Source organism: Geodermatophilus sp. DSM 45219 (genome assembly GCF_900104025.1).
Taxonomy (GTDB): Bacteria; Actinomycetota; Actinomycetes; order Mycobacteriales; family Geodermatophilaceae; genus Geodermatophilus.
Genome location: NZ_FNIQ01000001.1, coordinates 532,236 through 550,868, shown reverse-complemented (window position 1 = coordinate 550,868; position 18,633 = coordinate 532,236). Strand labels below are relative to the sequence as shown.

The following is an 18,633-nucleotide window of genomic DNA, read 5'->3' as shown; positions in this document are numbered from 1 at the left end:
GGAACACCGGTCCGCGACCATCGGTTGGACCGGACAGCTCCGCTCCTCCCGCCCCGGCCGTGCGCCGACGGAGGGTCGGAGTCCGCGACTACAGTGGAAAGACCGGTGCCCCCGCGCCGACGGACGTCGGGTGCTCCTCCCCACCACACGGGGAGGGCAGTGCCGGACCAGCCGGTCAGAGGAGAAGCAGCAGATGTTCGAACGGTTCACCGACCGAGCCCGCCGGGTGGTCGTCCTGGCCCAGGAAGAGGCCCGGATGCTCAACCACAACTACATCGGCACCGAGCACATCCTCCTGGGCCTGATCCACGAGGGTGAGGGCGTCGCCGCCAAGGCGCTCGAGTCCCTCGGCATCTCGCTGGAGGGCGTCCGCCAGCAGGTGGAGGAGATCATCGGGCAGGGCCAGCAGGCCCCGTCCGGGCACATCCCCTTCACGCCGCGCGCCAAGAAGGTGCTCGAGCTGTCCCTGCGCGAGGCGCTGCAGCTCGGCCACAACTACATCGGCACCGAGCACATCCTGCTCGGCCTGATCCGCGAGGGCGAGGGCGTCGCCGCCCAGGTCCTGGTGAAGCTGGGCGCCGACCTCAACCGCGTCCGCCAGCAGGTCATCCAGCTGCTCTCGGGCTACCAGGGCAAGGAGCCGGCCGCGGCCGGCGGCCCGGCCGAGGGCACCCCGTCGACCTCGCTGGTGCTCGACCAGTTCGGCCGCAACCTGACCCAGGCCGCGCGCGACTCCAAGCTCGACCCGGTCATCGGGCGGGCCAAGGAGATCGAGCGGGTCATGCAGGTCCTGTCGCGGCGGACCAAGAACAACCCCGTCCTCATCGGCGAGCCCGGCGTCGGCAAGACCGCCGTCGTCGAGGGCCTGGCCCAGGCGATCGTCAAGGGCGAGGTCCCCGAGACGCTGAAGGACAAGCAGCTCTACACCCTCGACCTGGGCGCGCTCGTCGCCGGTTCCCGCTACCGCGGTGACTTCGAGGAGCGGCTGAAGAAGGTCCTCAAGGAGATCCGCACCCGCGGCGACATCATCCTGTTCATCGACGAGATCCACACCCTCGTCGGTGCCGGTGCCGCCGAGGGCGCGATCGACGCCGCCAGCATCCTCAAGCCGATGCTGGCCCGCGGTGAGCTGCAGACCATCGGCGCCACCACGCTCGACGAGTACCGCAAGCACCTGGAGAAGGACGCCGCCCTCGAGCGCCGCTTCCAGCCGATCCAGGTGGGCGAGCCGACGCTCACCCACACGATCGAGATCCTCAAGGGGCTGCGCGACCGGTACGAGGCGCACCACCGGATCAGCATCACCGACGGCGCGCTGGTGGCCGCCGCGACGCTGGCCGACCGGTACATCTCCGACCGCTTCCTGCCGGACAAGGCGATCGACCTGATCGACGAGGCCGGCGCCCGGATGCGGATCAAGCGGATGACCGCCCCGCCGGACCTGCGTGAGTTCGACGACCGGATCGCGGCCATCCGCCGCGAGAAGGAGTCCGCGATCGACGCGCAGGACTTCGAGAAGGCCGCGTCGCTGCGCGACAAGGAGAAGACCCTCCTGGGCGAGAAGGCCGAGCGCGAGAAGCAGTGGAAGGCCGGCGACATGGACGTCGTCGCCGAGGTCGACGACGAGCAGATCGCCGAGGTGCTGGCCAACTGGACCGGCATCCCCGTCTTCAAGCTCACCGAGGAGGAGACCACCCGCCTCCTGCGCATGGAGGACGAGCTCCACAAGCGGATCATCGGCCAGGAAGAGGCCATCAAGAGCGTCAGCCAGGCGATCCGGCGCACGCGGGCGGGCCTCAAGGACCCGCGCCGTCCCGGTGGCTCGTTCATCTTCGCCGGCCCCTCGGGTGTCGGTAAGACCGAGCTGGCCAAGGCGCTGGCCCAGTTCCTGTTCGGTGAGGACGACGCGCTCATCCAGATCGACATGGGTGAGTTCCACGACCGCTTCACCGTCTCGCGGCTGGTCGGTGCCCCTCCCGGCTATGTCGGCTACGACGAGGGTGGCCAGCTGACCGAGAAGGTGCGGCGCAAGCCGTTCTCGGTGGTGCTGTTCGACGAGATCGAGAAGGCGCACGCGGACGTGTTCAACACGCTCCTGCAGGTGCTGGAGGACGGCCGGCTCACCGACGGTCAGGGCCGGATCGTGGACTTCAAGAACACGATCCTGATCCTGACGACCAACCTCGGCACGCGGGACATCTCCAAGGCCGTGGGCCTGGGCTTCCAGGTCGGCAACGACACGCAGTCGAACTACGAGCGGATGAAGCTCAAGGTCAACGAGGAGCTCAAGCAGCACTTCCGGCCGGAGTTCCTCAACCGCATCGACGACATCGTGGTGTTCCACCAGCTCACCGAGGACGAGATCATCGAGATCGTCGACCTCATGGTGGCCCGGGTGGAGGGCCAGCTGGCCAACAAGGACATGGCCCTGGAGATCACCCCGGCGGCCAAGAAGTTGCTGGCGCACCGCGGGTTCGACCCGGTGCTGGGTGCCCGGCCGCTGCGCCGGACCATCCAGCGCGAGATCGAGGACGCGCTGTCGGAGAAGATCCTCTACGGCGAGCTGACCGCCGGTCAGATCATCGTGGTGGACGTCGACGAGGCGGAGGGCGCGGCGCAGAAGTTCGTCTTCCGCGGCGAGGCCAAGCCGATCGACCTCCCCGACACCCCGCCGGTCGCGCTGTCGGTCGGCGACGAGGAGCCCCCGGCCCAGGCCGAGTGATCCTCTAGCAGCACGCCCGAAGGGCCCCTCCGCTCACGTGAGCGGAGGGGCCCTTCGGCGTCGTCGGGCACGGTGACGGCGGGCCGGCGGTCCTCGACCGTCCCACCGCTGAGCCGTTGGCCCACTCTGGTGTCGATCACGGAGTTGTCGCCGGTGACACGCGCCGACACGCCGCGACAGCCGCCCACGACCCCATGATCGACACCGCGGGAGACAGGAGGCGGGAGGGCGCGGAACAGGCGTCGGTGGTCACGCCGGGAGGCGGAACCGGCCGTCGCGGGTCTGCTCGACCAGGCCGTCGGCGAGCAGCGAGTCCAGACAGCGCGAGCGCTGGGCGGCGTCGTCCCACGCCTCGTCCAGCAACGGTGCCGCCACCGGCCCCTCAGCGGCCCGCAGGACGTCGAGCAGCCGCCCGCGCACCTGCCGGTCCGTCCCGGCGAACTTCTGCACCCTGCGGGGCGGACCGTCGGACGCCGGGTGGCCGGCCAGCCGCCACGCGCAGCTGGCGCGCACCGGGCACGCCGGGCACCGCGGCGTCCGGGCCACGCACACCAGCGCACCGAGCTCCATGACCGCCACCGAGAAGCGCACCGCCCGCTCCGGGTCCGCCGGCGCGAGCGCGGCGACGTCGGTCAGGTCGGACGCCCGCGCCGGCGCCGCCTCGGCCCGCCCGTGCACCAGCCGGGCCACCACCCGCCGCACGTTGGTGTCGACGACGGGCTGCGGCCGGCCGTGGCCGAAGCAGGCGACGGCGCGGGCGGTGTAGGTCCCGATGCCCGGCAGCGCCTCGAGCGCGGCGACGTCCGCCGGGACGACGCCGCCGTGCCGCTCGGTCAGGGCCACCGCGGTCTCCCGCAGCCGCAGTGCCCGCCGCGGGTAGCCGAGCTTGCCCCAGGCGCGGATGACCTCCGCGGGGGACGCCGCGGCTAACGCCGCCGGGGTCGGCCAGCGGGCCAGCCACTCCCGCCACACCGGCTCGACGCGGGCGACCGGCGTCTGCTGGAGCATCACCTCGCTGACCAGCACGGCCCACGGGTCGGTGCCGGGCCGCCGCCACGGGAGGTCGCGGGCCGCCGTGGCGAACCAGTCGACGAGGACGTCGCCGACGCCGTCGTCCGGGGGCGGGAGGGTGGGGGCCGGGCTGTCCACGGGATCCCAGTGTGCCGCTGCCCGGGTCGGCGCGCCGTCGCAGGTCAGCGGCCCGCCCCGCACTACGGTTCTCGGCGTGCTGCACCCGGTCGGCCCCCTGCCCGCGGCGGTCTACTGGCGGCGCCGGCTGCTCGTGCTGGTCCTGCTGCTGGCCGTGCTGGGCGGCGGGGGCTGGCTGGCGTTCGCCGCGCTGGACGGCACGGGCGGGACGACACCCACGGCCACCGCGGCGGCCACGAGCGAGGTCGCCGCCGCCTCCACCGAGCCGCCGGCGCTCGCCCGAGTGCTGCCGTCGCTGGCCGGCGTGCAGACGCCGACCCCGGCCCCCGAGCCGTCCGCGGAGCCCGCGCCCGCGCCCGCGGCGGCGACTCCCGCCCCCGGAGGGCCGTGCACCGACGAGATGGTCGGGCTGGAGGTCCGCGCGCCCGGCAGCGCGCCGGTGGGTGACAAGCCGACGTTCGAGCTGGTGGTCACCAACGTCTCGCCGGTGCCGTGCGTGCGGGTCCTCGACGCGGGCCTGCAGGAGGTCCTGCTCGTCGACTCCGCCGGCAACCGGGTCTGGGGCAGCAACGACTGCTTCCCCGGCACCAGCAGCGACACCCGCACCCTGGCGCCGGGGGAGTCGGTGGCCTTCCCGTTGGTGTGGGGCGGCCTGACCAGCGAGCCGTCCTGCACGGCCGCCCGGACGACGCCGGCTCCGGGTCAGTACGCGCTGCGCGGCCGGCTGGACACCGAGGTCAGCCCGGACGTGCCCTTCACGCTGACCTGAGGAGACCCAGGAGGGTCCTCGTTCAGCTGTAGCGGTCGAGGATCGAGGTCTCGGCCAGCCGGGAGAGCCCCTCGCGGATGCCCCGCGCCCGGGCCTCGCCCACGCCCTCGACGGCCAGCAGGTCCTCGATGGTGGCGGCGAGCAGCTTCTGCAGGCCGCCGAAGTGGTCGACCAGGCGGTCGATGATCCCGGCCGGCAGCCGCGGGACGCGGGCCAGCAGGCGGTAGCCGCGGGGGCTGACGGGGGAGTCCAGCGCGTCGGCGGAGGTCGGCAACCCGTAGCAGCGGGCCACCGCGGACAGGTCGAGCAGCTCGGTGGCCGAGAGCGCGCGCAGGTCGGCCAGCACCTCGTCGATGCCCCTGGGGCGGCGCAGACCCGAGGGCAGGTAGTCGCGCACCAGCAGCGCGCGGTCCTCCTCCACCCCGGCGAGCATCTCGTCGAGCTGCAGCGCCAGCAACCGCCCGTCGGTACCGAGCTCCACGACGAAGCCCTCGATCTCGTCGGCGATCCGGCGGACCATCTCCAGCCGCTGGCTCACGCTCATCGCGTCGCGGACGGTGACCAGGTCCTCGATCTCCAACGCCGACAGCGTGCTGGCCACCTCGTCGAGGCGCAGCTTGTACCGCTCCAGCGCGGCCAGCGCCTGGTTCGCGCGGGCCAGGATCGTCGTCGGGTGCTCCAGCGTGTACCGCCGTCCGGCGACGTAGACGCTGATGATGTGCATCGACTGGCTCACCGAGATCACCGGGAAGCCGGTCTGGATCGCGACCCGCTCGGCGGTGCGGTGCCGGGTGCCCGACTCCTCGGTGGGAACGGTCGGGTCGGGCATCAGGTGGACGCCGGCCCGCACGATCCGCGAGCCGTCGTAGGAGACGATCACCGCGCCGTCCATCTTGGCCAGCTCGCGCAGCCGGGTGGCCGAGAGGGCGACGTCGAGGGCGAAGCCGCCGGTGCAGATCGACTCCACCACGCGGTCGTAGCCGAGCACGATCAGCGCGCCCGTCCGCCCGGCCAGGATGCGCTCCAGGCCGTCACGCAGTGCGGTGCCCGGTGCGATGCGGCCGAGCAGTTCGCGGAGCGCGACCTCGGAGTCCACAGCGGGGGGCACGAGCGCTCCTGACGTTCGGGTGGTGGAGGCTGATCCTACGTGTCCACCACGGTACTGGCGGTCGCCGGTGGGCCACCTCACCGCAGCCGGGGACCGTGAGGCCGGAGGGTCAGAACAGGCGGCTGAAGGCGGCGCCGAGGTCGGGCACCTCGACCAGCCGCATCCCCTTGGGCGCGGGGCCGGCGTCCTCGGGGACGAAGGCCACCTTGTAGCCCTGGCGGGCCGCCTCGGCCAGCCGCCGGCCGGTGCCGCCGACCCGCCGGATCTCCCCGGACAGCCCCACCTCGCCGACCGCGACCAGCCCCCGGGGCAGCGGTACGTCCTTGGCCGCCGACGCGATGGACAGCGCCAGCGCGAGGTCGGCCGCGGGCTCGGCGATCCGCACCCCACCCACGGACGCGGCGAAGACGTCGGCGTCGGCGAGCTTGACCCGGCCCCGCCGCTCGACGACCGCGTTGACCATGGCCACCCGCTGCGAGTCCAGCCCGCTGACCGCCCGCCGCGGCGAGCCGCCCCCGCTGCTGGCGGCCACCAGCGCCTGCACCTCGGCGAGCAGCGGCCGGCTGCCCTCGAGCGTCACCGTGACGCAACTGCCCGGCACCGGCGCGCTGCGCCGCGACACGAACAGGTGCGAGGCGTCGGGGACGCCGACCACGCCGCGGTCGCCGATCTCGAAGCAGCCGATCTCGTCGGCCGGCCCGAAGCGGTTCTTCATCGCCCGGACCAGCCGCAGCGTCGAGTGCCGCTCGCCGTCGAAGGAGACGACGACGTCGACGAGGTGCTCGAGGGTCCGGGGCCCGGCGATCGCGCCGTCCTTGGTGACGTGCCCGACCAGGATCGTCGTCATCCCGCGGCTCTTGGCCACCGCGGTGAGCGCGCTCGCCACGGCGCGCACCTGCGTGGCCCCGCCGTCGGTGCCCTCGACGGCGGGGGAGCGCACCGTCTGCACGCTGTCGAGGACCAGCAGCGAGGGGGCGACGTCCTCCACGTGGGCCAGGACGGCGGACAGCTCGGTCTCCGCGGCCAGGTACAGCTGGTCGTGCAGGGCACCGATCCGCTCGGCGCGCAGCCGCACCTGGGCCGCGGACTCCTCGCCGCTGACGACGAGCGCGGGACCGTTGGCCGCAGCCACCCGGTGGGCGACCTCGAGCAGCAGGGTGGACTTGCCCACCCCCGGCTCGCCGGCGACCAGCAGCACCGCGCCGGGCACCAGGCCGCCCCCGAGGACGCGGTCGAACTCGGTGATGCCGGTGGGCACCGCACGGGCGGTGGCGAGCTCCACCTGGGCGATGGGAACCGCCGGGGCGGTCACCGGGCCCGCGGCCACCGCACGCAGCGGCGAGGCGGGGGCGCCGGCCTCCTGGATGGTGCCCCAGGCCTGGCACTCGGGGCAGCGACCGACCCACTTGGCCGAGGCGTAGCCGCACTCGGTGCAGCGGTGGGCGGGACGGGACCTCACTCCGGCAGGTGGCACGCGGCGACGTTAACCGCCGGGTACGACGTTTCCCGGGAGGAGCAGGTCGGCCCCGTCCAGAGGCTCACCCTGAGCTGGCGGAGGGTGCGGAGGGCGGGTCCTCCCTCAGTTGCCCTCGCCGGGGTCGCCACCGGCCTCGGTCTCGGCCTCGCGGGCGATGTCCTCGGCGCCCTCGGAGTCCTCCTCGGCGCCCTCCTCGTGGTGGAAGTCGAAGGGCTCCTCGCGGGGCAGCACCTCGTCGGGCGTGGCCACGAGCACCGGCACGGTGATCTCGCCGGCGCGCTCGAAGGTCAGCGTGACCTCGATGCTCTGGCCGGCGGTGAGCTCCTCGGACAGGTCGGCGAGCTCGACCGTCGCGCCGTCGGCGCCGCCGAGGAACACCGTCGATCCGGCGGGGACCGGGATGTCGACCTCGGTGCTGGTCTCGGGCGCGGTCGGCGTCGCCGGCGCGCTCGGCGTGGCGGTCGCCGCGGGCTCGGTCGCCTCCGGGCCGGTCGTGGCCGCCTCCGGGCCGGTCGTGCCGGCCGCCGGCGTCTCGCCCGCAGTCGTCCCCGGCGCGGTGGTCTCCCCGGCCGGGGCCGACGACGGTGCGGTCGACGACGGGGCGGCGGACGGCGAGCTCGGGACGGCGGGGGAGGCGGTGGCCTCGCCGGCCACGACGACCCCGTCGAACGCCTCGCCCTCGATCCCGATCAGCGTGTCGTCCTCGGTGTCGCCGTTGACGATCGCCAGCTGCAGCTCGGCGTCCTCGCCCTCCTCGTACAGCCCGTCCTCGGGGTACGCGAGGGTGATCGCCCGCAGGGTGAGGTCGCCGACCGCGGCCTCGGGGCCGACCTTGTCGCGGTTCTGGGTGGCCGTCTGGGAGACCTGGCCGGCGCTGCACGCGGTGAGCGCGATCGGGCTGAGCAGCAGGGCACCCATCGTGGCGGCGCGCAGTGCGCGGTTCACAGCCGTCGACCTCCAGGGACGTGCCGGCCACCGCACGTCGATGGCCCGAGTCGCGCCGAGCCTAACGCCCACTCCACGATGGTCGCCGGGAGGTGAGGCAGTGGAGCCCGGCATGCCGCGACCGGCCGCGGGCGACCCGGCGCTGGCCGCGTTCCCCGCCCGCGCACCGGCCACCCGGCGGTGGTGCTTCGCCGACCAGCTCGGCCCGCACTTCCTCGACCACCCCGACCAGCCGGTGCTGCTGATCGAGTCCAGGGCGGTCTTCGCGCGCCGCCGGTTCCACCGCCAGAAGGCGCACCTGGTGCTCTCGGCGCTGCGCCACCGGGCCGCCGAGCTGGGTGAGCAGGCGGCGTTCTCCCAGGTGCACACCTACGCCGAGGCGCTGGACCGGGTGCGCGGGCCGCTGAGCGTCTGCGCGCCCACCACCTGGAGCAGCCGCGACCACGTCCTCCGCCGTCCCGACCTCACCGTCCTCGCCGCCCGCGGGTTCGTCGCCACGCAGGAGGAGTTCGCCGGCTGGGCCGGGGGCCGGGGCCGCCGGCGGCTGCTCATGGAGGACTTCTACCGGGACAACCGGCGACGCCACGACGTCCTGATGGACGGCGCCGAGCCGGTCGGCGGGCGCTGGAACCTCGACCACGACAACCGGGAGCCGCCGCCGTCCGACGGGCGGTCCCCGGCGCCCGAGCCGTGGTGGCCGGAGGAGGACGAGATCGACGAGCGGGTGCGCGCCGACCTCGACCGCTGGGAGGCCGACGGCGACGTCGCCTTCGTCGGGGACGACGGGCCGCGGTTGTTCCCGGTGACCCGCGGCGAGGCGCTGACCCGGCTGCAGGACTTCCTCGACCACCGGCTCGGCGCGTTCGGCCCGCACGAGGACGCGATGCTCGCCGGCGAGCGCTGGATGGCGCACTCGCTGCTCTCACCGGCGCTCAACCTGGGTCTGCTCGACCCGGTCGAGGTCGTGCAGGCCGCGGAGCAGCGGTACCGCGACTCCGTGGCCGACGGCGACCCGTTGCCGCTCAACAGCGTCGAGGGCTTCGTCCGCCAGGTGATGGGCTGGCGCGACTACATCTGGCACCTGTACTGGTACCTCGGCCGGGACTTCCGGCACGCCAACGCGCTCGACGCGCACGAGGCGGTGCCGGACTGGCTGGCCGACCTCGACGACGGCGCGGTCGACGCGGCCTGCATGTCCGACGTCCTCGGCGACCTGCGGCGGGACGGCTGGGTGCACCACATCCCGCGGTTGATGGTGCTCGGCAACTACGCGCTGCAGCGCGGCATCGACCCGCTGGCCATGACCGACTGGTTCCACCGCAGCTTCGTCGACGGCTACGACTGGGTGATGGTCGCCAACGTCGTCGGCATGAGCCAGCACGCCGACGGCGGGCTGCTGGCCACCAAGCCCTACGCGTCCGGGGGCGCCTACATCGACCGGATGAGCGACTACTGCCGCGGCTGCCGGTACGACCCGAGGAAGCGGCTGGGCGAGGACGCCTGCCCGTTCACCGCCGGCTACTGGGCCTTCCTCGAGCGCAACCGCGAGCGGCTGGCGCCCAACCAGCGGATGCGCCGGGCCCTGCAGGGCCTGGACCGGCTCAAGGGCCTGGAGGAGGTCGTCGAGCAGGAGCACCTGCGCGGCACCGGGGCCGTCTAGACCGCACCCGGTCGGGTGACCGTGGTCCGGTCCGGCCCGGCGGCTGCCGATCCCAGGGACGACGGGATCGGCGGCGGCAGGAGGTGCGGGTGCGGACGGGACCGGCCTTCGACGACGTCCTGGCCGCGGCGCAGGCCGGGGCGGCCTGGGCCTTCGAGGTGCTCTACCGGGACCTGTCGCCGGCGGTCACCGGCTACCTGCGGCTGCACGGTGCGGCCGAGCCCGACGACCTCGCCAGCGAGACCTTCATCAGCGTCCTGACCGGTCTGTCGGGCTTCCGGGGCGACGAGGACGCCCTGCGCGCCTGGGTCTTCACCATCGCCCACCGCCGGCTGGTCGACGACTGGCGGCGGCGGGGACGACGTCCGCAGGTCACCGACGACGACGCGCTGCTCGACGAGCGCCGCGGCGGCGACGTGGAGGACGACGTCCTCGTGCGGGTGGGCGCCGCGGACGTGCACCGCCTCTGCGCGACTCTGCCGGCCGACCAGCGGGCGGTGCTGCTGCTCCGGGTCCTCGCCGACCTGACGGTGGAGCAGGTCGCCCAGGTCCTCGGCCGGTCCGTCGGCTCGGTCAAGGCGCTGCAGCGGCGGGGCCTGCGCAGCCTGCGGACCACCCTCGACGCGGCCTCACCCGGAGGGGTGGGGGCCGGCGCGCACCCTTCTGCGGCCCTCCGGCGATGACAGGGACGAGATGACCACACCAGCCGACGCCACCGCCGACGAGCGGGCCTTCGAGGCCTGCCTCGCCGGGCGTCCCGTGCCGGACGGCGCCGCCGGCCTGGCCGCGTTCACCGACGCGGTCCGGGCCGGCGCCACCGAGCCCGGGCGGCCCAACGCGGCGCTGGCCGAGCTGCTGGTGACCGGTCTCCTCGTCCCCACCCAGGAACCGTCCCGCGGGACGGCCGGGCGACCCGCCCGGACCTCACGGAAGAGGCCCCGAATGCTGATCACCACCCTCGTCGCCAAGTTCGCGGCGGCCGGCGCCGTCGCCAAGGCGGCCGCCGGCACCGGCGTCGTCGTCGTGGCGCTGACCGGCACCGCGACCACCGTCGCGCTGACCACCCCGGAGGAGCCGGCGCCCGCCGTCGAGACCACGACCGAGGTGCCCACGACGACGGACGAGCCCACGACGGACGTGCCGGCGTCGGACGTGCCGGCCCCGGCCGGGGACGAGACCGTTCCCGACCCCGGGGACACCGGCACGGAGCCCGTCGTGGAGCCGGCACCCGAGCCGGCGCCCGTGCCGGCACCCGAGCCGGTGACCGGGGACGTGGCGGACCCGGCCGGCACCGCGCTGACCGAGGAGCGGTGGTCCGAGGGGCCGGCCGCGGGCCAGTCGCACGGTGACTGGGTGAGCGAGGGCGCCCGGCAGGGCTGGGTCGACGGCGGCACGGTGAGCCGGGAGGCGCACGAGCGCAACGACGCCCGCAAGGCCGAGCGCGCCGCCGTCCCCGCGCCGGTCGCCGAGGAGCCGGCCGCGGAGCTGCCGGCCGCGCCGGCCGGGGCGGAGCCGGTGGACGGCAACGGCAAGGGGAACGGCAACGGCAACGGCAACGGCAAGGGCAACGGCGGGAAGTGACGCCGCGGCGGGGCCGCGGTCACACCCTGACCGCGGCTCCGCCGGCCAGCAGCAGCACCACGTCGAGGACGGCCAGCAGCAGGACGGCGGGGAAGGCCGACCGCCGGAAGCGCGCCGTCCCCGCCAGCGCGGCGACCACGACGGCCGGCAGCGCCAGCGCCAGCCCGGCCCACCCGGTGGCCGACGGCGGCCCCTCGGGGCCGAGCACCAGCACCAGCGTCGCGGCGCCCAGCAGCACCGCACCGGTGACGGCGGAGCCGCGGGCACCCAGCCGGTGCGGCAACCCGCGGACGCCGGTGGCCAGGTCGTCCTCCAGGTCCGGCGCCACGTTGGCCAGGTGCGCGGCCGCACCCAGGGCCGCTCCGGCGGTGACCAGCCACCACGGCGCGGCCACCCAGCCCGACCCACCCGGCGCGGCCGCGACCACCCCGGCCGGGAGCGCACCGAAGCCGGTCACGTACGGCAGCGCGGAGGTGGCGGTGCGCTTGAGCCCGGCGTTGTAGGCCCAGCCGCTGGCCACCAGCACGAGCAGCAGCAGCCCCGGGACGACGCCCAGCAGCAGCGACAGGACGACGGCCGTGGCGGCCGACCCGAGCGCCAGCGAGCGCAGCAGCCCGGGTGCGACGGCGCCCTGGACGACGGGCTTGTCGGCTCGCGCGACCGCCCGGTCGCGGTCGGCGTCGAGCCAGTCGTTGCTCCACCCGATGGAGACCTGACCGGCGAGGACGGCCAGCGCCACGAGCAGCACCCGGCCCGGTGGTGAGCCCGCGGCCACGGCCAGCAGGGTGGCCACCACGGTGACCGCGACGGTCGGTCCGGCGTGCGTCGCCGCCACCAGCGCACGGGGCGACGTCCCCTGCTTAGGACCGGGGGCCTGGACCACGCGGCGAGCCTAGGGGTGCGGTCCGGCCGCGACGGCACGACCGGCGTCCGGACGGACCCGTGACCGGCTGAACGCCGCCGCACCGGCGGACGTACCCACCACTGGCGCCCACCCCTCGCAGCGGGGCCCGGCGGACCGTCACGGGGCGGTGCCGCCGGGACCCGCCGCCCGGCCGCCGGGGCGTCGAGGCACACCGACCGTGGCCCTGTCAACCCCTCCGCCGTAACGAACGGGCCTCCTGACCTGCGGGTTTACAAGTCCGGACGGTCCCGTTCGTCAGGGTGTCGTGGTAACCTGTGGACAGCGAAAGGGGTCACACACACATGGGCTTCACTGTCGGCGAGACCGTTGTCTACCCGCACCACGGAGCCGCTCTCATCGAGGCGATCGAGACGCGGACCATCAAGGGTGAAGAGAAGGCCTACCTCGTGCTGAAGGTCGCCCAGGGCGACCTGACCGTGCGCGTACCGGCTGACAACGCAGAGATCGTCGGCGTCCGCGACGTCGTCGGTCAGGACGGACTGAACCGGGTCTTCGAGGTGCTGCGCGCCCCGCACACCGAGGAGCCGACCAACTGGTCGCGCCGCTACAAGGCCAACCTCGAGAAGCTCGCCTCCGGCGACGTGAACAAGGTCGCCGAGGTCGTGCGTGACCTGTGGCGTCGCGACAAGGACCGTGGCCTGTCGGCCGGCGAGAAGCGGATGCTCTCCAAGGCCCGCCAGATCCTGGTCAGCGAGCTCGCGCTCGCCGAGGGCACCAACGAGGATAAGGCCGAGGTCCTCCTCGACGAGGTCCTCGCCAGCTGAGCTCGGCTCTCGAGCCCTCCCCGCACCTCCCGACCACTCCCGTGCACGCTGTCGGCATCGTCCCAGCGGCCGGGAGTGGTCTGCGTCTGGGGGCGGACCGGCCGAAGGCGCTGGTCCCGCTGGCCGGCCGGGCGCTGGTCCGCTGGTCGGTCGACACCCTGCGCGCCAGCGGGGTGGGCGACGTCGTGGTCGCGGTGCCCGGCGACGAGCTCGCCGCCTTCGCCGCGGTCCTCCCCGCCGACGTCCGGTTGGTCGTCGGCGGCGCCACCCGGACGGCGTCGGTGCGCGCCGCCCTGGCCGCCGCCCCGGAGGCCGCCGACGCCGTCCTCGTGCACGACGCCGCCCGCCCGCTGACCCCGACCGACGTGGTGGCCCGGGTGCTCGGGGCGCTGGCCGGGGGCGCGCCGGCGGTCGTGCCGGTGCTGCCGGTCGTCGACGCCACGGTCAGCGTGGACGGCGACGGCGTGGTCACCGGCGCCCTCCCGCGGGAGACGCTGCGCCGGGTGCAGACCCCGCAGGGCTTCGCCCGCCCCGTCCTGGCCGACGCCTACGACCGGCTGCCGCCCGGCGCCGAGCTGGCCGACGACGCAGCGGTGGTCCGCGCCGCCGGCGTCCCGGTGAGCACGGTGGCCGGGGACGAGCGCTCGGCCAAGGTGACCGTGCCGCACGACCTGGCGCTGGCCGAGCTGGCCGTGGCCCGTTGAGCGCGAGGACGACGGGGGAGCGAGCACCGCAGGGAGCGCTGGCGACCGAGGAGCGGAACGAGCCCGGAGTCGAGCCATGAGCAGCGACCTGCCGCGCGTGGGCATCGGGGTCGACGTCCACCCCGTGGAGGCCGGCCGCACCTGCTGGCTGGCCGGGCTGGAGTGGCCGGGGGCCGACGGCTGCGCGGGGCACTCCGACGGCGACGTCGTGGCCCATGCCCTCACCGACGCCGTCCTCTCCGCCGCCGGGCTGGGGGACATCGGCGGCCTGCTGGGCACCGACGACCCCCGCTGGGCCGGGGCGCGCGGAGCCGACGTCCTGGTGCACGTGCGCGAGGTCCTCGAGGCCGCCGGGTGGCGGGTCGGCAACGCCGCCGTGCAGCTCGTGGGCACCACCCCGAAGATCGGCCCGCGCCGCGCCGAGGCCGAGCAGGTGCTGAGCGGGGCGCTCGGTGCGCCGGTGAGCGTCACGGCCACCACGACCGACGGCCTGGGCCTGACCGGGCGCGGCGAGGGCCGGGCGGCGGTGGCGACGGCCCTGGTGGTCCGGGCGGGGTCCGTAGACTCCCCGCAGTGAGCCTCCGCCTGTACGACACGGCCGCCCGTGCGGTCCGTGAGTTCACGCCCCTGCGTGCCGGGCAGGCCTCCGTCTACGTCTGCGGGCTCACCGTGCAGGGGCCGCCGCACGTGGGCCACGTGCGCGCCGCGCTGTCCTTCGACGTGCTCCGCCGCTGGCTGACCGCGTCCGGCCTCGAGGTCACCTACGTCCGCAACGTCACCGACATCGACGACAAGATCCTCGCCAAGGCCGCCGACCGGGGCGTGCCGTGGTGGGCCTGGGCCTACACCAACGAGCTGGCCTGCACCCGCGCCTACGACGCCCTCGGGGTGCTGCCGCCCACCTACGAGCCGCGCGCCACCGGGCACGTGCCGGACATGGTCGAGCTGGTGCAGCGGCTGGTCGACCGCGGTCACGCCTACGCCGTCGACGGCGATGTGTACTTCGACGTCCGCTCGTTCCCCGAGTACGGCGCGCTGACCGGGCAGAAGCTCGAGAACCTGGAGCCGGCCGGCGACACCGACACCGACGCCCGCAAGCGCGACCCCCGCGACTTCGCGCTGTGGAAGGCGCACAAGGACGGTGAGCCGGAGACCGCGTCCTGGCCCACCCCGTGGGGTCGCGGCCGGCCGGGCTGGCACCTGGAGTGCTCCGCCATGGCCGAGCGGTACCTCGGCCCGGAGTTCGACGTCCACGGCGGCGGGCTGGACCTGCGCTTCCCGCACCACGAGAACGAGCAGGCCCAGTCGCGGGCCGCCGGCGACGGGTTCGCGCGGTACTGGCTGCACAACGGCTGGGTGACCCTGGGCGGTGAGAAGATGAGCAAGTCGCTGGGCAACACCGCGCTGGTCGACGAGGTCGTGCGGCGGGTGCGACCGGTGGAGCTGCGCTACTACCTCGTCGCCCCGCACTACCGCTCGACGGTCGAGTTCACCGACGCCGCGCTCGCCGAGGCCGGCGCGGCCTACCGGCGCATCGAGTCGTTCGTGAAGCGCGCCGCCGAGCGGGTGGGTGCCGACGCCGGGAGCCCGGTGCTGTGCGCCGACTTCAGCAACGCCCTCGACGACGACCTCGGCACCCCGGCGGCGATCGCCGCGGTCCACGAGGTGGTGCGGGAGGGCAACACCGCGCTGGCCGAGGGCGACGAGAAGGCGGTCGCCGGCACGCTGGGCTCGGTGCGGGCGATGCTCGGCGTCCTGGGCCTGGACCCGCTCGACCCGCACTGGGCCGCCGCGGGCGGGGACGACGGGCGGGCCCGGGTCACCGACGGCCTCGTCGCGCTGGCGCTGGAGCAGCGGCAGGCGGCCCGCGCCCGCAAGGACTACGCGACAGCGGACGCGATCCGCGACCAGCTCGCCGGACTCGGTGTCCAGGTCGAGGACACCCCGCAGGGACCCCGATGGGAGCTGAGCCGCTGATGGCCGGCAACAGCCAGCGCCGTGGCCGCACCACCGGCGCGCACAAGAAGGGCGCCGCCGGGGGCACCGGGGGCAAGAACCGCCGGTCGCTGGCCGGCCGCGGTGCCACCCCGCCGGCGGAGCAGCGCACCGGCCACCCGGCGCAGCGGCGCGCGGCCGCCGACGCCCGGCGCCGGGCCGAGCGGGACCGCAGCCGGCAGCGAGCCGAGGAGGCGCCGGAGCTGCTGCTCGGCCGCAACCCCGTGGTGGAGGCGTTGCGCGCGCAGATCCCGGCGACCGCGCTGTACGTGGTCACCGGGGACACCCGGGCGGCGACCGACGAGCGGATCACCGAGGCGCTGCACCTGGCCAACGACCGCGGGCTGCCGCTGCTGGAGGTCGGCAAGGCCGAGTTCGACCGGATGTCCAACGGTGCGCTGCACCAGGGCATCGGGCTGCAGGTGCCGCCGTACCAGTACGCGCACCCGGACGACCTGCTGGACGTCGCCCGTGACTCGGGCCGCCCGCCGCTGGTCGTCGCGATGGACGGCGTCACCGACCCGCGGAACCTCGGCGCCGTCGTCCGTTCGGCCGCCGCGTTCGACGCGCACGGCGTCGTCGTGCCGCAGCGCCGCTCGGTCGGCATGACCGCCTCGGCCTGGCGCACGAGCGCGGGTGCCGCCGCACGCCTGCCCGTGGCCCGCGCGGTCAACCTGGCCCGCGCGCTGGCCGCCTACCAGGACGCCGGGCTGATGACGGTCGGCCTGGCCGGCGACGGGGACGTCGACGTGCACGAGTTCGACGGGTTCGCCGACCCGCTGGCGCTGGTGGTCGGCGCCGAGGGGGCGGGACTGTCGCGGCTGGTGCGGGAGCGCTGCGACGTCGTCGTGCGCATCCCGATCGCCCGGGACACCGAGTCGCTCAACGTCAGCGTCGCCGCCGGCATCGCCCTCTACGCCGCGGCGAGTGCACGGCGGTAGGCGCGACGGTGTGCGCTGAGGCGCAGTTCCCGGCCGTGGAACTGCGCATCTGCGCCCACCGTTCGGCCGCTCGGGCTGGTTGGTTGGGGACATGCCTTCGTTGACCTCACTCGTCGGCGCTGCCACGGCCGCCTTCTCGGCTGCGCTGGTCGTGGCGCCCGGGGTCCTCATCGGACCCGCCCGGCTGACCGACACCGCCGACACCCGCAGCCTCGTCCGCGCCCTGGGCGCCCGGGACGCCGTCACCGGCCTGGCCCTGGTGGCGGCACCCGCCGGTCGGGCGCGACGGCTCGCGGCCGCGGCACGGGTGCTCTGCGACTGGACCGACGCGGTCGTGTTCCCCGCGGCGGTGGCCGGCCGCGGGACGGGACGCCTGGTCGCCGTCTCGGCCTGGGGCTGGGGTGCGCTCGCCCTCGGCGCACTCGTGCTCGACGAGCGCGCCGGTAGATGAGCGCTGGCCTCTCCAGCGACGAGATCGGCGATCTCGTACGGACACGGCCGTCGAAGCGTGCGAGATCGGCGATCTCGCCGGAGCCTCAGCCCAGGAGCTGGGCGACGGTGTAGATGAGCAGGCCGGCCAGGCCGCCGACGACGGTGCCGTTGATCCGGATGAACTGCAGGTCCCGGCCGACCTGCAGCTCGATGCGGCGGCTGGTCTCCTCGGTGTCCCAGCGGGCGACCGTGCTGCCCACCAGGTCGGCGACGTCGCCGGAGAACCGCTCCACCAGGTAGCCGGCGATGCCGTGCGCGTGGCGCTGCACCAGCTCGCGCACCCGCGGGTCGGTCTCCAGCAGCCGGGCGGCCTCGCGGACGAGGTCGGCCACCCGGGCGCGCAGCACCGAGTCGGGGTCGGCGGCCGCCTCGAGGACGGCGTCCTTGACGTTGGTCCACAGCGACCCCGACCAGGTCCGGACGGCGGGGTGCTCCAGCAGCTCCTTCTTCAGGTCCTCCACGCGGGCCGCGGTGGCGGGGTCGGTGCGCAGGGCGTGCACGTACTTCCGCAGCCGGGCGTCGTAGGCCCGCCGCAGCTCGTGCCTGGGGTCGTCGCCGACCTCCTCGAAGAACTGCTGGACGCCGGCGAAGGCCCGGTCGAAGACGCGGTCGTCCACCCAGTCCGGCACCCACGCGGGTGAGGCGTCGCCCAGCTGCGCGCGGAAGACCACCCGGTTGTCCTGCAGGAACCGGGCCAGCCCGCGCAGGCCTGCCGAGAGCACCTCCTGGTGCCGGTCGCCGTCGACCACCAGCTCCAGGACCCGGGCCACCACCGGGGCGGCAGGGGTGGCGTGCAGCTTGCGGTCCACCAGCCCGGCGACGGCCGGCTGCAGGTCGTCGTCCTTCAGCAGGCCGGAGAGGGAGTGCAGCAGCGCCCCGGCGTCCCCGGCCAGCCGCTCGGCCCGGCCCGGGGCGGCGAGGAACGCGCCCAGCCGGCCGGGCACGTCGATGGTGGTCAGCTTCTCCTCGACCACCGCCCGGGTGAGGAAGTTGTGCTGCACGAAGGTGCCCAGGCTCGCGCCGATCTGGTCCTTCTTGCGCGGGATGATCGCGGTGTGCGGGATCGGCAGCCGCAGCGGGTGGCGGAACAGCGCGGTGACGGCGAACCAGTCGGCCAGCGCCCCGACCATCGAGGCCTCGGCGGTGGCCCGCACGTAGCCGACCCAGGCGCCGGCCTCCTCGCCGAGCAGCACGCAGCCGAGGAAGACGGCGGCGGCGACCAGGAACAGGCCGGTCGCCAGCCGCTTCATCCGGGCCAGGTCGCGGGCCCGCTCCGGGTCGTCGAGGGAGGCGGCCAGGGGAGCCTGCGCGGAACTCGACGACACCCGTCCCACCCTAGAAGGACCCCCCTGCCCCACGGCTCGCACGCTCGCCGCGGGCCCCGGCAGGGGGGCCGTTCCA

General features: G+C 75.0%; 17 protein-coding genes. 11 read left to right on the top strand and 6 right to left on the bottom strand.

What is annotated here, in order from left to right:
- Positions 1–193 precede the first annotated feature (193 nt).
- A complete protein-coding gene (locus BLR12_RS02640; RefSeq protein ID WP_091373054.1) occupies positions 194–2,722 on the top strand; it encodes an ATP-dependent Clp protease ATP-binding subunit in 2,529 nt (842 codons plus the stop codon).
- A 249-nt stretch (positions 2,723–2,971) separates the two neighbouring features.
- Here the strand turns inward: BLR12_RS02640 and BLR12_RS02635 are convergent, their stop codons facing one another.
- A complete protein-coding gene (locus tag BLR12_RS02635) occupies positions 2,972–3,871 on the bottom strand; it encodes an HhH-GPD family protein (RefSeq protein WP_091374260.1) in 900 nt (299 codons plus the stop codon).
- A gap of 76 nt (positions 3,872–3,947) precedes the next feature.
- On the opposite strand from BLR12_RS02635, the gene BLR12_RS02630 reads away from it, so the two are divergent.
- Positions 3,948–4,640, top strand: a complete 693-nt coding sequence (locus BLR12_RS02630) for a MucR family transcriptional regulator (protein ID WP_091373051.1) — start codon at positions 3,948–3,950, stop codon at positions 4,638–4,640.
- Positions 4,641–4,662: 22 nt separating this feature from the next.
- Here BLR12_RS02630 and disA read toward each other — a convergent pair whose 3' ends face one another.
- From disA to BLR12_RS02615, 3 genes are all read right to left on the bottom strand, one after another.
- The gene (gene disA / locus BLR12_RS02625; protein WP_091373048.1) at positions 4,663–5,748 is read right to left on the bottom strand and encodes a DNA integrity scanning diadenylate cyclase DisA; all 1,086 of its coding nucleotides are present in this window, start codon (positions 5,746–5,748) and stop codon (positions 4,663–4,665) included.
- A 109-nt stretch (positions 5,749–5,857) separates the two neighbouring features.
- On the bottom strand, positions 5,858–7,222 hold the full coding sequence (gene radA, locus BLR12_RS02620) for a DNA repair protein RadA (RefSeq protein WP_176832311.1): 1,365 nt from the start codon (positions 7,220–7,222) through the stop codon (positions 5,858–5,860).
- Positions 7,223–7,327: 105 nt separating this feature from the next.
- Complete coding sequence (locus tag BLR12_RS02615) at positions 7,328–8,170, bottom strand: copper chaperone PCu(A)C domain-containing protein (protein WP_091373041.1); 843 nt, start codon at positions 8,168–8,170, stop codon at positions 7,328–7,330.
- A gap of 112 nt (positions 8,171–8,282) precedes the next feature.
- Here BLR12_RS02615 and BLR12_RS02610 point away from each other — a divergent pair, with 112 nt between their 5' ends.
- The 3 genes from BLR12_RS02610 to BLR12_RS02600 all read left to right on the top strand — a co-directional run bounded on the left by BLR12_RS02610 (position 8,283) and on the right by BLR12_RS02600 (position 11,411).
- On the top strand, positions 8,283–9,830 hold the full coding sequence (locus tag BLR12_RS02610; RefSeq protein ID WP_218120510.1) for a cryptochrome/photolyase family protein: 1,548 nt from the start codon (positions 8,283–8,285) through the stop codon (positions 9,828–9,830).
- Between the two features lie 89 nt (positions 9,831–9,919).
- Positions 9,920–10,513, top strand: coding sequence for an RNA polymerase sigma factor (locus BLR12_RS02605; RefSeq protein ID WP_176832310.1), 594 nt, complete (start codon positions 9,920–9,922; stop codon positions 10,511–10,513).
- Between the two features lie 10 nt (positions 10,514–10,523).
- Positions 10,524–11,411 (top strand): hypothetical protein, encoded by an 888-nt coding sequence (locus BLR12_RS02600; RefSeq protein WP_091373034.1) that lies wholly within the window; start codon positions 10,524–10,526, stop codon positions 11,409–11,411.
- A gap of 19 nt (positions 11,412–11,430) precedes the next feature.
- On the opposite strand, the gene BLR12_RS02595 is transcribed toward BLR12_RS02600, so the two are convergent.
- Positions 11,431–12,294, bottom strand: a complete 864-nt coding sequence (locus tag BLR12_RS02595; RefSeq protein WP_091373031.1) for a UbiA family prenyltransferase — start codon at positions 12,292–12,294, stop codon at positions 11,431–11,433.
- A 323-nt stretch (positions 12,295–12,617) separates the two neighbouring features.
- Between BLR12_RS02595 and BLR12_RS02590 the strand changes: the two genes are divergently transcribed.
- The 6 genes from BLR12_RS02590 to BLR12_RS02565 all read left to right on the top strand — a co-directional run bounded on the left by BLR12_RS02590 (position 12,618) and on the right by BLR12_RS02565 (position 17,191).
- A complete protein-coding gene (locus tag BLR12_RS02590) occupies positions 12,618–13,100 on the top strand; it encodes a CarD family transcriptional regulator (protein WP_091373028.1) in 483 nt (160 codons plus the stop codon).
- A 41-nt stretch (positions 13,101–13,141) separates the two neighbouring features.
- Positions 13,142–13,804: a 2-C-methyl-D-erythritol 4-phosphate cytidylyltransferase gene (gene ispD, locus BLR12_RS02585; RefSeq protein WP_091373025.1), complete on the top strand. Its 663-nt coding sequence runs from the start codon at positions 13,142–13,144 to the stop codon at positions 13,802–13,804.
- Positions 13,805–13,880: 76 nt separating this feature from the next.
- Positions 13,881–14,381 carry a 2-C-methyl-D-erythritol 2,4-cyclodiphosphate synthase gene (gene ispF / locus BLR12_RS02580; RefSeq protein ID WP_091373021.1) on the top strand — a complete coding sequence of 167 codons (501 nt, stop codon included), beginning with the start codon at positions 13,881–13,883 and terminating at the stop codon, positions 14,379–14,381.
- Positions 14,378–15,781, top strand: a complete 1,404-nt coding sequence (cysS, locus tag BLR12_RS02575; RefSeq protein WP_091373019.1) for a cysteine--tRNA ligase — start codon at positions 14,378–14,380, stop codon at positions 15,779–15,781. The genes ispF and cysS overlap by 4 nt, the downstream gene beginning before the upstream one ends.
- Positions 15,763–16,740: a 23S rRNA (guanosine(2251)-2'-O)-methyltransferase RlmB gene (rlmB, locus tag BLR12_RS02570; protein WP_255363249.1), complete on the top strand. Its 978-nt coding sequence runs from the start codon at positions 15,763–15,765 to the stop codon at positions 16,738–16,740. The genes cysS and rlmB overlap by 19 nt, the downstream gene beginning before the upstream one ends.
- A gap of 91 nt (positions 16,741–16,831) precedes the next feature.
- Positions 16,832–17,191 carry a hypothetical protein gene (locus BLR12_RS02565; RefSeq protein WP_091373016.1) on the top strand — a complete coding sequence of 120 codons (360 nt, stop codon included), beginning with the start codon at positions 16,832–16,834 and terminating at the stop codon, positions 17,189–17,191.
- A gap of 85 nt (positions 17,192–17,276) precedes the next feature.
- Here the strand turns inward: BLR12_RS02565 and BLR12_RS02560 are convergent, their stop codons facing one another.
- Positions 17,277–18,557 carry a DUF445 domain-containing protein gene (locus tag BLR12_RS02560; protein ID WP_091373013.1) on the bottom strand — a complete coding sequence of 427 codons (1,281 nt, stop codon included), beginning with the start codon at positions 18,555–18,557 and terminating at the stop codon, positions 17,277–17,279.
- Positions 18,558–18,633: the final 76 nt, after the last annotated feature.